Origin of the sequence: Heyndrickxia oleronia, assembly GCF_017809215.1 — a bacterium.
GTDB classification, from domain to species: Bacteria; Bacillota; Bacilli; order Bacillales; family Bacillaceae_C; genus Heyndrickxia; species Heyndrickxia oleronia.
In genome coordinates this window covers 626,205-640,753 of record NZ_CP065424.1, presented here as the reverse complement: position 1 = coordinate 640,753, position 14,549 = coordinate 626,205, and the positions used below count along the sequence as shown (strand labels likewise).

General features: G+C 38.4%; 11 protein-coding genes. 4 read left to right on the top strand and 7 right to left on the bottom strand.

Annotation, left to right across the window (positions count from 1 at the left end; genetic code table 11):
• The first annotated feature begins 421 nt into the window (after positions 1–421).
• Positions 422–1,996 carry an IS1182 family transposase gene (locus I5818_RS03395; RefSeq protein ID WP_209391851.1) on the top strand — a complete coding sequence of 525 codons (1,575 nt, stop codon included), beginning with the start codon at positions 422–424 and terminating at the stop codon, positions 1,994–1,996.
• A 101-nt stretch (positions 1,997–2,097) separates the two neighbouring features.
• Here the strand turns inward: I5818_RS03395 and I5818_RS03390 are convergent, their stop codons facing one another.
• Entirely contained in the window at positions 2,098–3,768 is a 1,671-nt protein-coding gene (locus tag I5818_RS03390) for a S8 family peptidase (protein ID WP_169846907.1), read from the bottom strand.
• An 85-nt stretch (positions 3,769–3,853) separates the two neighbouring features.
• Positions 3,854–5,281 carry an N-acetylmuramoyl-L-alanine amidase gene (locus I5818_RS03385; protein WP_078110125.1) on the bottom strand — a complete coding sequence of 476 codons (1,428 nt, stop codon included), beginning with the start codon at positions 5,279–5,281 and terminating at the stop codon, positions 3,854–3,856.
• 314 nt (positions 5,282–5,595) lie between these two features.
• On the opposite strand from I5818_RS03385, the gene I5818_RS03380 reads away from it, so the two are divergent.
• From I5818_RS03380 to I5818_RS03370, 3 genes are all read left to right on the top strand, one after another.
• Positions 5,596–7,557 (top strand): LTA synthase family protein, encoded by a 1,962-nt coding sequence (locus tag I5818_RS03380; RefSeq protein ID WP_078110126.1) that lies wholly within the window; start codon positions 5,596–5,598, stop codon positions 7,555–7,557.
• Positions 7,558–7,664: 107 nt separating this feature from the next.
• Entirely contained in the window at positions 7,665–9,560 is a 1,896-nt protein-coding gene (locus tag I5818_RS03375; RefSeq protein ID WP_078110127.1) for an FAD-dependent oxidoreductase, read from the top strand.
• Between the two features lie 171 nt (positions 9,561–9,731).
• On the top strand, positions 9,732–10,175 hold the full coding sequence (locus tag I5818_RS03370; RefSeq protein WP_078110128.1) for a GNAT family N-acetyltransferase: 444 nt from the start codon (positions 9,732–9,734) through the stop codon (positions 10,173–10,175).
• Between the two features lie 44 nt (positions 10,176–10,219).
• Here I5818_RS03370 and I5818_RS03365 read toward each other — a convergent pair whose 3' ends face one another.
• The 5 genes from I5818_RS03365 to I5818_RS03345 form a co-directional block, all read right to left on the bottom strand.
• A complete protein-coding gene (locus tag I5818_RS03365) occupies positions 10,220–11,200 on the bottom strand; it encodes a quinone oxidoreductase family protein (RefSeq protein ID WP_078110129.1) in 981 nt (326 codons plus the stop codon).
• 152 nt (positions 11,201–11,352) lie between these two features.
• Positions 11,353–11,748, bottom strand: coding sequence for a DUF5367 family protein (locus I5818_RS03360; RefSeq protein ID WP_078110130.1), 396 nt, complete (start codon positions 11,746–11,748; stop codon positions 11,353–11,355).
• Positions 11,745–12,335: a TetR/AcrR family transcriptional regulator gene (locus tag I5818_RS03355; protein WP_078110131.1), complete on the bottom strand. Its 591-nt coding sequence runs from the start codon at positions 12,333–12,335 to the stop codon at positions 11,745–11,747. The genes I5818_RS03360 and I5818_RS03355 overlap by 4 nt, the downstream gene beginning before the upstream one ends.
• Before the next feature lie 237 nt (positions 12,336–12,572).
• Positions 12,573–13,013 carry an SRPBCC family protein gene (locus tag I5818_RS03350; protein WP_078110132.1) on the bottom strand — a complete coding sequence of 147 codons (441 nt, stop codon included), beginning with the start codon at positions 13,011–13,013 and terminating at the stop codon, positions 12,573–12,575.
• 276 nt (positions 13,014–13,289) lie between these two features.
• Entirely contained in the window at positions 13,290–14,408 is a 1,119-nt protein-coding gene (locus tag I5818_RS03345; RefSeq protein WP_078110133.1) for a polysaccharide deacetylase family protein, read from the bottom strand.
• Positions 14,409–14,549: the final 141 nt, after the last annotated feature.

Sequence of the window (14,549 nt, the reverse complement as noted above, 5' to 3'; positions counted from 1 at the left end):
GTAATCCATTACTTTATACACAAGTAAAGACAGACTATTTCCGTCTTCCCCCTCTAAATTGCACACTTTAAGGTGCTTTTTCTACCCTATTAGTTTGGACTCACCATAAAAGAGTCGAAATTTTCTCAATGACAATTATGGTACGAGATTGGAAGCATTTTAGCTCCTTTTCTTACCAAATTCACATCCAGTCATCACCATTTCCGATTATATGTGGAAGCAGCTTGTCTTATATCTAAAATTTCATTAATTTTTCAAACAAAAAAAGAGGCTGGGACAAAACCCACCTCTGAGATGAAAAAGCCGGTGAATTTTACGACGAGTAAAATTTCACCGGCTTTGATTTTTTTACAATAAAATAAGGACCACTTCTGATAAAATTAAGTTACCACACCAAATAAAATCAGAAAGAAGGATCCTTATGTTTAAAAATTATACCATGAATCAATTAGTTTTACCTTTAGATTTAGAAGTAAAATTACAAAAAAATGATATTGCCTTTCATATCCATCATCTAGTTGAAAGTATTCCTCATGAAGTTTTCGAACCATTTCTGCGAAATGAGGGCTGTCCTGCTTATCATCCACGCATGATGCTTAAAATTATTTTATGTGCCTACACCCAATCTGTCTTTTCAGGGCGAAAAATTGAAGCCCTATTAAAAGACAGTATCCGGATGATGTGGCTAGCTCAAGGGTATGAACCAAGCTACCGTACAATCAATCGATTCCGTGTTCATTCAGATGTGAAAGAATTAATTCGCCAATGTTTCGTCCAATTTCGTTGCCAATTAATCGAAGAAAAACTAATCGATCAAGAAGCAATTTTTATTGATGGTACAAAGCTTGAAGCAAATGCGAATAAATTTACGTTTGTCTGGAAGAAATCGATTGAGAAATATCATCACAGTTTAATTGAAAGGTCAAACCAGCTATATAACGAGCTACTTGAGAACGAAATTATACCTGAAATTGAACGGGAAGGTGATGAACAATTATCATTGAAAGAGCTCGCTCAATTGGTTGAAAAAGTGGACAATGTCGTAGCTGAGTATGATAAACAAATTGAAGAATCATCAGACGTTCCAGAACGAAAAGCTTTAAGAAGTGAGCGCAAATACCCGAAACAAGTGCGTAAACAATTGATTGATTTTGTCTTACGAAAACAAAAATACCAACGAGACTTTGAAATCTTTGGCACACGTAATAGCTATTCCAAAACAGATCTGGACGCGACATTTATGCGAATGAAAGATGATTATATGCAAAACGGACAATTGAAAGCTGGCTATAATGTACAAATCGCAACGGAAGGGCAATACACGCTTGCCTATAGTTTATTTTCAAACCCAACAGATACACGTACGTTAATTCCATTTCTTGATGAAATCGAGAACCATTATTTCGTGTTACCGAAACATATTGTCGCAGATGCAGGTTATGGTAGTGAACAAAACTATAATGATATCCTTTCGAACAGAAAACGAGAAGCACTGATTACGTTTAATCTGTATTTGAAGGAGCAAAAGAAAAAGTACAAACAAAACCCATTGAATCCCGATAACTGGCAGTATTGTGAAGAAACAGATACATATATATGCCCTAACCAGAAACGTCTTGAATTTCACTATCATTCTGTCCGTACTGACCGTACAGGATTTCAACGAAGGTTCAAGATCTACGAGTGTGAGGACTGTTCGGGATGTCCATTCCGTTCATTATGTACAAAAGCTAAAGAAGGCAACAATCGAAAACTAATGGTGAATGAAAAATGGGAACAACAAAAAGAATATGTGAGAGCGAAGCTTTCAGAAGAGAAAACGAGCACCATCTATCGAAAACGCAAAATCGATGTGGAACCAGTTTTTGGATTCTTGAAGGCTAATTTGCGTTTCTCTCGATTTTCTGTACGAGGAAAATCGAAGGTAGAAAATGAAATGGGACTCGCATTAATGGCCGTGAATTTAAGAAAATTCACGGCCAAACAACTACGGTAATAGAAGAATCAACACACAAAAATAGAAAAAGTTGAATTTGAGTTCGCTCAAATTCAACTTTTTCACTATTTGAAGCTAGTTATGTCCCAGCCCCCTCCCTTTTATTTCAATTTAAATTCATCATTCAATTGTCTTGCGACAAATACAGCAAACTCTGCTCTAGTAATTGGCTGGTTTGGTAAGAATGTTCCATTTTCATATCCATTGGATATATGGGCATCCTTTAACGCATTCACCGCTTCATAATAGTACATCGTTGGTTTCACATCACTAAATGCTGCCTTCTGACTATTTGTATACCCATAGGCTCGTTGGAAGATTAGAGCAACATCTCCACGAATGATCGGGTCCTGTGGCTTGAATTGGTTGTTTTCATAACCAGTAATGATGCCATTCGCATTGGCCTTGGCAATATAGCCTGATGCATAGAAGGTTGGTGCCACATCACTGAAGACCGTCCGTTGTTGCGTGCCATCATAGGATAAAGTCTTTCCGATCATGGTGACCGCTTCTGCACGTGTGACTAATTCCTCTGGATGGAAGGTTCCATCTGGATATCCTTCAATAATCTTGTTTTCTACTAAATAATTAATTTCATCAGTGTACCATGCGTCAGCTTTCAAATCCGTTAACGCTGGAAGCTTCGTTGACTTTGGTGCTTGAACTAACCCATATCCATATACAGGGTCTTTTCCTGGAGCCCCGAGGTCAATCGCATTTGTTTGTAGTAGACTGCGAATTCTTGAACTTTGCAGGGTTGGAAATTGCTGCTTATATAGAGCAAGGGTGCCTGTCACAAATGGAGTCGCCATTGATGTTCCTGTGTCATAGGCATAGTCATCTTCAGTATCTGTTAATGGATTGTAATACGTACTATAAATTTTATTCCCCGGTGCGACAACCTCTAAGGAATCTCCAGTATAGGAGAAGGAGGAATGCTGTCCGTTTTGATCAATCGATCCAACTCCGATAACACTTGGGTAACGTGCTGGGTATAAAATATCTGTTCCTAATGGTAAGGGCTTCAATGTATTTCCTGCTGCGGCAACAATAAGAATGCCTTTACTATATGCTTTTTCTAATTCCTGCTTTAAAGCTGTCGAGCCTTCTTTACTTGTAATACTAATGTTAATAATATCGACTTGATGATTGATCGCCCATTCGATCCCGGCAATCATATCAGCTTGACGGCCATTGCCTGCAGCATCCAATGCCTTGATGGCATAAAGCTCTGCATCTGGTGCGACCCCGACCGTCCCGATATCATTATCTAATGCGCCAATGATTCCAGCGACATGTGTGCCATGTCCATTATCATCTTCATAAGATTTTGTATATTCAACAAATGATACACCGCCGGCGATGTTTAAATCGGGATGCTTTTCATTTACCCCTGTATCGATTAAAGCAATCTTCACACCTTTTCCTGTCAAACCTAATGCTTTTGATTGCTGGGGTACAACTTGTGGCAAGCCCCAATTGGTTTGTTGGGCTTCGGTTTGAATTTCTGGATCATCTTCTATCCATTTCACATGTGGAAGCTTTTTGATGATTTCTTTATTCGCTGCTGGGATGGTCGCTGATACGACCGATATTTGATTAAATACATGATGAATATCTTCGGTGTATTTTTTTAATTCGGTTAATTCTGTTCCTGGGTCAATCCCAATCATAACCCGTTCATGCTGATTCGAAGTCTCTTGTGCGAAACTTTCATGAGGAAATACCAAGATTAGAAGAATGAAAGAAAATAATAGGATGATCTTTTTCATGATGAATAGGTATCCTTCCTTTATAAAATGAAGGGCTGTCCCATAAGTGTGTATGACACTTGTTATCTGAGACAGCCCCAATAGCTTATTGTTTGTCTTTCCAATTATAGTAATCTTTGATTCCATCAACGATTGCTTGTGCCGCTAGGTTTTGATAATTATCTGAACCTAGTTTGCTTGCATCTGATTTATTCGATAAGAAGCCAAGTTCTATTAATGCAGCAGGAAGTGGATTGTATGTGATGACTTGATAATCAGCCGTTTTCACGCCACGATCTGTTGTACCAAGAGCTTTTACTAGGCGCTTCTGAATAAATGTTGCCAGCTGCTTGCTTGCTTCCGCACGAGGGCTTAATGCAGCCTTTGTATTATAGTAGGATTCCGTTCCATTCGCACTTTCACTACCGAATTTATTGGCATGAATACTTACAAATGTATCGGCTTTCGCATTTACACCAATATTAATTCTTTGCTGCAATGTTGGATACGTATCACCTGTTCTCGTCATGACAACTTTGATGCCTGCAGCTTCAAGCTTTTTCTGCACCTTTAAAGACACAGCTAATGTAATATCTTTTTCCACTAGTCCATTTCCAGAGGAACCGGGATCCTTGCCACCATGCCCTGCATCAATTGTGATAACATGCTTTCCAGTGACTGGAGGTGTTGGATCTTGTGGATCAGTTGGTGGTTGTACTACAGGTGGTGCATCGGATAGATACGTCGCACTTACATAACCTGTTAAACTACCATTTGTTATGTATGCCCAGTTATTTGCAATACTGTAGACCGTCACTTTGTCGCCGCTCTTTAAATAACCAATGGCTGCGTAGCTTGTGTCAGGTCCTTTTCTTACATTTAATGAGGTAGCATTCACATATTTGACGCCAAGGGGTTTTGCTTCAGAGGATACTCGGAAGTCTTCGTTCATCCCACGTGCGACCATTAAGGAGAATTCCTCGCGGCTAATATTGTTTGTTGGCTTGAACGTTCCATCTGGATACCCATTTGAAAGTCCGCCTGTTACCATTTGATTGATAACGATACCTTGATTCGATGTCATAATCACATCTTTAAAAGAAACTTTGCTTGTTTCTTTTAGCTTGAATGCTTTTGTTAGCAGATAAGCCATTTCGCCTCTAGTAATCTTGTTTGTTGGCCTAAATGTTTTGTCTTCATATCCTGTAATAATCCCTGCTTCTACTGCAGATTGAATATAGCCAGATCCAAAGCTGCTTGCCTTTACATCAGCAAAGCTTGTAGTTCTCTTTGTTCCGTTTAATCCAATCGCCCGACCGATCATCGTTGCAGCTTCCTCACGAGTCACATTATTATTCGGACGGAAGGTCTGATCAGGATACCCCGTAATCACTTTGTTATTGATTAAATAATCAATTTCCGTTTTGGACTTTGCCGGAATATCGCTCATCGTGCCTGCAGCATGACCTTTAATAGGGATCATTGCTAGGACAAGAATCGCTAAGATGGATATTATTTTTTTGTAAGTCTTCACAGTCGCGGTTCAAACCTCCCTCTATTTGTCATTTCATGTCATAGTTTATCATAATTTTCTGCTCTCTTTGACATTTTTCTTGAAAAATATAAAAATAGTTTTTTCGACTCATATATTATTAGAAAAAATTGATTAAACCCGAAGGTATTCCTTCTTTCGTGAGAACAATGCTTAGTAGCCTTTTCTCTGAAAGCGATAACCAAAATTTCCTGTTGATAATTGGAAGTCAAACATGTATCGTAAAAATTAGTATGATTTTAATCATATTCCGACGATTTTTGTCGGTAGACTGTGGTTAGGAGGCGACATGTTTTTTGAATAAGATTTGGGCGTTTATAAAAGAGCATCTGGCGTTCATCATTTTCTTGATGCTCATTACATTGAAACTACACTTATTTTCGAAAAATACAAATACAACATTTCTTTTAGATAATCTGGGATACTTTAAAAATGGCTTTTCGGTGCTCTTTAAGCAAGGAAGCTTTGAAGCCTTTTATACGGGGCTATTTTTAGTTAGCTTTGGGGCATTATTGCTTCTATCGTTCTGGACCTTGTTTATGTCAGGACGAAAACAGTTAATTGCCTTGTTTATTTTAAACCTTGTCATTAGCTTTATTGCGATTGCGGATATTATCTACTACCGTTATTTCCATGATATCCTGTCGATCCCGGTTCTATCACAAGCGAATCAAACAGGGGCAGTTAGTGGAAGTATTAAGGATTTATTTCAATGGAAGGATCTTGTCTTTTTCATTGATTTGATAATTCTCATTCCGATCATTATCTTCCTATATATAAGGAAGATTAAGTGGAAAAAGCAAATCGGCTTCCGTGGCAAAGCCGCTACCTCTGTACTCGTTGCAGTGATCGGATTTATCTTTGTCTACGCGCCGACACAAGATTATATTAGCAAGTATGGAAATGTACTGTTCAAGCAAAACTGGTACAATATGTCCTTATTTAATAAGACTGGGCTTATTGGCTTCCACGCCTATGATGCGTATAAGTTTGTCGATGAAACCTTTATCCATAAAACCGTGATTTCGAAGGAAGATAAAAAGAAAGCACAGGATTGGTTCAAGGAGCATCAAAAAACATTGGCTGCCAATTCACCATATGATGGCATTGCAAAAGGCAAAAACATTATTATGATTCAGCTTGAAGCCTTTAATAACTTCTTTATTAATCAAAAGGTGAATGGCCAAGAGATTACGCCAAATATTAATAAGTTAATTAAAGATAGTATGTATTATAAAAACTTTTACCATGAAGCCGCACAGGGTCGGACATCGGATGCAGAATTTTTAACAAATGAATCGATGTATCCTTTAACATCAGGTTCTGTCTATGTGCGTTATGGAAATCAGAAATTTGATGGACTAGCTACAAATCTTTCCAAGGCTGGTTACACCACTGCTGCTTTCCATGCCTATGAAAAAAGCTTCTGGAATCGTTATGTCATGTACCAAAACAATGGCATGCAGCATTTCTTCGGTAAAGATGATTTCAAGCCAGGGGAAATCGCTGGTTGGGCATTGGGCGACCGTCCATTTTTCCAACAGGCCATTGATAAGATGAAGACCTTTGATCAACCATTCTATTCCTTTATGATTTCATTAACGAGTCACCATCCATATGAAATCCAATCACAATATAAGGAATTGAATTTAGAAGGCTACTCAGGCATTTTCGCGAATTACTTACAATCTGTTCACTATACAGATAAAGCGATTGGTGAAATGGTCGAACGTTTGAAAAAAGAAGGATTATGGGATAAGTCAGTCCTCATTATGTATGGTGACCACGATTATGGGGTCAAGGAAGATGCGAATATGACGAAGATCGCTGGTGTGGAAAATACACCATTGAATGTCGAGCGATTATACAATCAAGTACCCCTCATCATCCATTTACCGAATGATGCAGGAAAAGGTATTTATGAGAAAACGGCTGGACAGTTAGATATCGCACCAACCATCTTCCATCTACTCGGTATGAAACCTAACAATCTTTACATGATGGGAAGCAATATTGTATCCAAAGAAGATAATCTCGTTGTCTTCCGCTATGGATCCTTTACGAATGGGAAGGTGTATTATAAAGCATCCCAAGATGGTGTGTTCAGCAACGGAATTTGTTATGATTTAAAAACTGAACAAGAAACCGATGTCCAACAATGTAAAGCTGGATATGATGAATCCCGCGAACGTCTCACGATTTCCGACCATATGATTATGGGAAATTTAGTGACGGAGTTTGAAGGGAAACAGAAATAAATTCTAATAGGTGACGAAAACTTTCATTTCAGGCTTTCGTCACCTTTTTTCAAGAGGAGTAATTCGGGGGGCATTTACTCACTAAAATGAAAGAAAGGTAGAAGCGAATGAAGAACAAAAAAATACTTATTCTCTGCTTGGCTTTGGTCATTGTGATTGCTTTACTTTTTCCTTTAAAGAAGCTTTACAATCAATCAAGGAACCAAGACAAGCCTGCGGAAAGTAGCAAAGAACTCACTACTGTTAAGCCGTATAAACATCCTGAATTGAAGGAAAGCTATGATGTTGTTGTCGTTGGTGGAGAACCTGAAGGGGTAGCAGCTGCAGTTGCCGCCGCTCGATCTGGTTCAAAAACACTACTCATCGAGCATCGTGATGGACTGGGCGGTTTATTCACCTATGGAATGTTGAACTTTCTAGATTTAAGCCAGGATAAGAAAGGGGCACCTGCTAATACAGGAATCTTTTCTGAATGGCATAAGCTCGTAGGAAATCAAACAGGCTTTGATATTAAAGAAGGCAAGCTTGCTTTTCTAAAGCTTGTTCAGGACGAGCCTAATTTAACACTTAGCTTAGAAACACAGTTAGTCGATGTTGTGAAAGAACAAAATCAACTTACAGGAATTAAAATTAAAGATGCCCAAGGGCAAGAAAAAACGATTGAAGCAAAGGCATTTATCGACTCAACCCAAGACGCTGATTTAGCGGTTAAGGCCGGTGCTCCATATTTTGAAGGTGGCGAGGATATTGGCTTGAAGGACCGCAAAATGGCGGTTACTTTGATGATCCACTTAAAAGGCGTTGATTGGGAAGAGATGAGAAAGGCAGCCGCGAAGGGATTGTTTGGCGGCGGGAATGTCCGTGCAACCGTTGGCTGGGGATTCACTGGCCTACATACAGCCTATAAACCAACCTTAGAGAATACTAGATTACGTGGCTTAAACATCGTGAAGCAAAAGGATGGCACCGTCTTCATCAATGCCCTACAAATCTTTGGTATTGATGGACTCGACCCTGAATCAAAACAAAAAGCCATCGAAATAGGTAAGCAGGAAACGAAAGGCGTCGTAGAATTTTTACAAAAGAACTTCCCAGGCTTCGAAAAAGCTGAAATCGTAGACTATCCGAATGAGCTATATGTTCGAGAAACGCGCCATATTAAAGCTGAATATGCCGTGAAAATGTCTGATGTATGGGAAAACCGTGATCAATGGGATAGCATTGGCTTTGGCGCCTATCCTTCTGATGTCCAAGCAACATCACCACAGGATTACGGCTATGTCATGGCCGCACCTGTTCAATATGCGATACCATTCCGTTCTTTAGTTCCACAGGAAATTGACGGATTACTCGTAGCAAGCAAAGCAAGTGGCTATTCATCACTCGCTGCAGGAAGTGCCCGCGTCGTTCCAACAGGAATGTCAGCTGGACAAGCTGCTGGTGTTGCCGCATCGCTAGCAATAAAAAATGATATTTCCTTCCGGGATATGAGTAAAGACAAAAAGCTGATAGAAACATTACGCGATCAACTTGAGGATCAAGGGGCGAAGCTCTACCATTTTGATATTAAATACAACTATCAAGGAGAATGGTACTATCCTGCGGTGCAAAAGCTCCTCAATTACGGAGCAGTCGTAGGTGGCTATGAAAACAAGCTTCCGGTTGACAAACCATTTAGTGAAAAGTTCTTCTTCTACTTCCTAGCGAATACAAAACGTATTTCACCAGTCGTGGAACAAAAGTATAACAATGGAATCATGGCTGTGAAGGACTTAGCAGCTGAAGATGATACACCGGTTACACGAAACAAAGCTGCACAAATGATCATGACCTATTTCGGTGAACCAGCTACTGGTGACCAAGCATGGAAAGCATTAGTGCAAAAAGGCATCGTGAATGATACCTTTACCGATCATGTAAAAGAAGATCGTGAGCTAAAAGGGAAAGAAGCGTATTATTTAGCTTACTTAATGTATCAATATATTGAAAAGGAAACAAAGTAAGAGATTGGAGCGTGGGAATCTGAGATTCTCACGCTTTTTGTTGTGATGGTTGATTGTGCGTGTAGTTTTATGATTCGATACTTGAATTTTGTATTTTGTTGCATTTACAACAAATTATTTTTCTTATATACTTTTAATAGAGGCTAGTATAAATCTAGAAGGGGCTAATAAATGAAAACATCAAAAAGAGTGACGAGAGATGCTGAGTTGAAAATTGCATTTTCTATCAGAGAAGAAGTATTTGTTAAGGAACAAGGCGTACCACTTGCAGATGAATTCGACGAATTTGATTCATTGGATGCAGACTGTGAGCATGTTTTAGTATATTACCACGAGGAACCCGTAGGAACAGGCAGAATTCGAATGGTTGATGGCGTAGGTAAATTGGAGAGAATTTGTATACTAGAGCCATACCGTAAATTTGGACTTGGTAAAATGATCATTTATGCATTAGAGGAAATAGCAGTTGAACAAGAAGTGACTAAAGTCAAATTGCATGGTCAAACACAAGCAGAAGGATTTTATAAAAAGCTTGGATATCAAACCTCATCCAGTGAATTTATGGAGGATGGGATTCCTCATATTTTAATGACTAAAACACTTAAAAGCTTGTAGACCATGCGACTGTCTACAAGCTTTTATTGAGAGGCAAATCACGTTCACCCATTACCTCTTACATCTAACAATATCTTCCCTGTACTTAATCTACTCTCAATTAATTGATGGGCTAATTGAGCATCTTTCAATGGAAAACGATGACCGATTTCGAACTTTAGCTTCCCTTCATTTATATACTTTAGGACCTGTTTAGCTGTAGTCTGCAAAGAGTCTGGTCGCTGCATTCGCGTAGTGCCTAAGCTAAAGCCAAGGATAGAGCGACAACTGGAGTGAAGATCGCTTGTTTTAATGGTCCCTGCCTTTCCACTAGAATGACCAAATTGAACGAATCGTCCATATGGAGCTAGACAAGTTAAACTTCTTTCCGTAATTTCCCCTGCGATCGAATCTAAAACGATCGATACCCCTTTGCCATCAGTAAGCTCATTTACTTTTTCCTCGAAGTTTTGATAGGTAACCACTTGATCAGCACCCGCTTTTAACGCGATTGATGCTTTGCTTTCATTTCCGACTGTTCCTATCACTTTCCCAGCACCTAAAATTTTTGCTAATTGAATCGCAGTTGTCCCTACTCCCCCAGCTGCAGCATGAATAAGGATGGTTTCCCCTATTTCTATCCTCGCTATCTCCGCCAGTAATTTATAGGAAAGGAAGGATACCGTTGGACAAGCAGCCGCTGTATCAAAATCAATCGTGTCGGGTATTTCATATGTAAGATTCTGTTCACCCACCGCATATTCTGAATATGAACCACTTGCTGGAAAAGCAATGACTCGTTGTCCAACCTGTAAATGTTGCACCTCTAATCCCTTCTCGACTATGGTTCCAGCTACATCAAGTCCGGGCACAAAAGGCAGTTTCCCACTACCTTTTTTACCGTATCTTGCTTTTACATCCGCATAATTGACACTTGTTTTCTCCACTTGAATGATTACTTGCGTAGGTTTGATCGTTGGAATATCTATATCCATGTATTTCATCACTTCAGGCTTGCCGAATTCTGTAACAACGATTGCTTTCATATGTATCCCCCTTCGATTATATGTTGGTTTACATTTTAAAGGAATTTCTTCAGAGGGAATATGACTAATAATTTATACTTTTATATAAAAAAATCTTATGGTTCCTATGAATAAAAAAAATGGTGACTGAAAAATCACCATCATTCCCTTCCTTATAAAGATCTTTTTTTGTATATCATTACAGGGATCAATAAATATAAGGCATAGGCAAAAGACATCCATGCGGTAAAAGCAATAATCTGTGAATCGCTTAGCTTTGGAAAAATGAACTGGTGATTGGATAAGGAAAATGTGTCCAAGGCTAAACCAATAATCGTACCAATGACTCCGAATTTTAATGCTGCCTTTTTTGTTTTATCGAATAAAAGATACACATACGTAACACCCCAAAGTACAAGTCCTGTGCAAAGTAATAATAAGACAATATTAATCAAGTAATGATTTGTTCCAGGACTAACAAGTACACGATCTCCAAAAAGTACAAAAAAGAGTGTAGCAAATAGCCATACAATCAACCCCCATACCGCTGTAACGATATAGCCTTTCATTCATTGCCCTCCCTATTTAGCAAATTCCCAAGCCCTTTCAGCAACCGTTCAACTTCTTCGTATGTTTTATCTACGGGGAAATCCTTTTGAACTAATGCCTGGAGCGCTATCCCATCAACTACCGCATTTAAAAGAATTCCCCATGTCTCAAGGGTAACGCCTTCAATTGGTGACTTGGTCCATAGATTGGTTAAATTATTCGTTAAAGCCTTATTTTCTGCTACCATAACATCGCCTAATTGACTTCTTATTTTTTCATTATTAAAGCTTGAAGTAACTAGCGTAAAAAATAATTTATGAAAAAAAGAGTCATGTGAACAACGACTTTTAGCAGATTCAATTGCTTGGCTTATGATATAGGAATGATCTTGCTGTGAAATTTCAGTCCAAGAACTTTCGCAGATATCCTTTACCATATCTAATAGCAATTGTTCCTTTGTTTTAAAATGGTAATAGATTGTTCCTTGTGTTACCCCTGCTTCTTCTGCTACTGCTCTCAAAGTAAATTTCTCTATTCCCTTATCAACCAAACACTCCTTTGCATATTGAATTAATTCATGCTTACTTATGACATTTGGCTTTGCCATTTTTTTCACCACCTTTTAGTTATTCAACTGACTAACTACATAGTAATGGAAAATTCCGATATTTACAATCGTTTCTTTACTGGAGTGAAATATTTTGGAGTTAGCTTTAGTACACCTGTTTACTGAGTTTTTTGAAGGATTAGTGGATATGATTTAGCAGAAATATAAAAAGGGCTAACCTTAGCCCCTTTCCATAGTTACGTTATTTTCCAAATTTGCTTTGATTTAACCATGCAACTAATGAATTAATGAACCTCTCAAAGTTGTAATCCCATTTTCTAAGTACGCCTTTAAGCAGGTTAACGCAAAGACCCAGCCTTCCTTTTGCCCTAACATCGTGTTTACGATTTCAGGATCATCCCCATTAAAGCCTGATTCAGTTACTTCTATACGGGTACTTGTCTGATCTAACTCTACAAGTAAGATAGTAACAATCGTTTCTTGATCTTCCGGTCCCCAAGAAAACACGATTTTCTTATTTTCCTCAACTTCTACTACATGGATTTTACCCTCTGCATTGTATTCATCATATCTTAGAGTAATGCTCTTGCCTTGCTCCCATCTTTCCGAACTGGAGGAGAACCAGAAGTTTCCTATTTTTTCGGGATCCACGATTGCCTCGAAAACTTCACTAGCAGGCTTCACTATTTTAAATTTTGTTGTTACTTGAGTATCCATTCTTACTCAACTCTCTTCTTGTATATTTACCTCTATTATAAATCATTGTTCAAACTATTCAAATATCAATCCATGAAATAATAAAAGAGAGGATAACCATATCCCCTCTTTTATTATTTCGTATTTTTACGTTAACTATTCAACGGGAATATCCCCGGTTTTCTACGGAAATTTTTAATGATTCTACGTTGCCGCTCTGGATTCTACTACTTCACATTCAATTTTTCCGCTATCTTGAATGAATCTACGTTCAAACCTCCATCTACTACGACTCTCTTAAATCTTCCTCCGATCCCAGAAGTTATATGCCTCAATTTCATTGGTAATCGGCAATAGCTCATATCCGTTTTCCTTTAAGTAGCTGAGAACGGCAGGTAGAGCGTCTGCAGTTGTCGCTTTGTCGTGGAACAGGATTAATGGTGACGTTCCACTCTTTTGTATGGCTTTAATTTGATTGATTGTATAGTTGGCTGTTTTCGGGCCGTTTAATAGTTTCCAATCTAGGCTATCGACATTCCAATCCCACATTTGGTAGCCTTTTGCATCCATCGCCTTGCGGTAGTTTGTGGTCATATATGGTTTGCTGCCATATGGAACTCGAATAACAGTAGAGTGTTGTCCTGTAATTTTTGCTAATGTACTTAAACATGTATTCATTTCACCAACTGCTGAGGCTGGGGAACGGTAAAATTTTTGTTGATCATGGGTCACCCCGTGACAGCCAACTCCATGTCCTTCGCTAACCATTTCTTTGACAACGGTTTGGTGCGAGGCCATATTGTCATTCAGCATGAAAAAGGTTGCCTTGGCATCATATTTTTTTAAAATATTCAGGATTCTCTCGGTATGTGCGTTTGGGCCATCATCAAAGGTGAGGTAGGCGACCTTCCCTGGTTTTACTATTGTCTTTGTTAATTCTTTTTTATATTTTTCATAGATTTGTTCATTTGATAATTTTGCGTTTTTATCTGTAATTCTAGCAAAAGATCCTTTTTGTACATATTCGACTTGGTAACCAAAATATTCACCAATAAATCGGTATGGTGCAACCATTTGATTATTTACAAGATGGAGTGATACCTTCTGCTTTCCACCAGATTCCGTCATGATCATATTTTGCTTCAGATCAAGGGATAGTTTTCTTGATGCTTTCGTCAAAATAGCTATCTGCTTTTGCTGATCCCAGTTTACATCTACTCCTAATGCTTGAGAAAAGAGACGAATGGGGACGTAGGTTACGTTATTTGACATAAATGGTTTAACATCTTTAAATTTTATCAATTCATCATTTATGACGATGGAAGCTGGCCCTGTTGAGCTCGCTTCAGCTTTTCCACTAAAGAAGCCCAATGTACAAATAAGACTCAGAAGTAGAATCATTGAAATTTTTTTCATGAGAAATTTCTCCCCTTTATTTTATCCTTTGTTTTTGTCGAAGAATGGAAAATAATATATTAGTAGATTATGGTAATAATCTATAGCCGTCAATAAAAATTTATATAGGGTTTGTCCCTCCCTAATAATTATGAAGTTTAC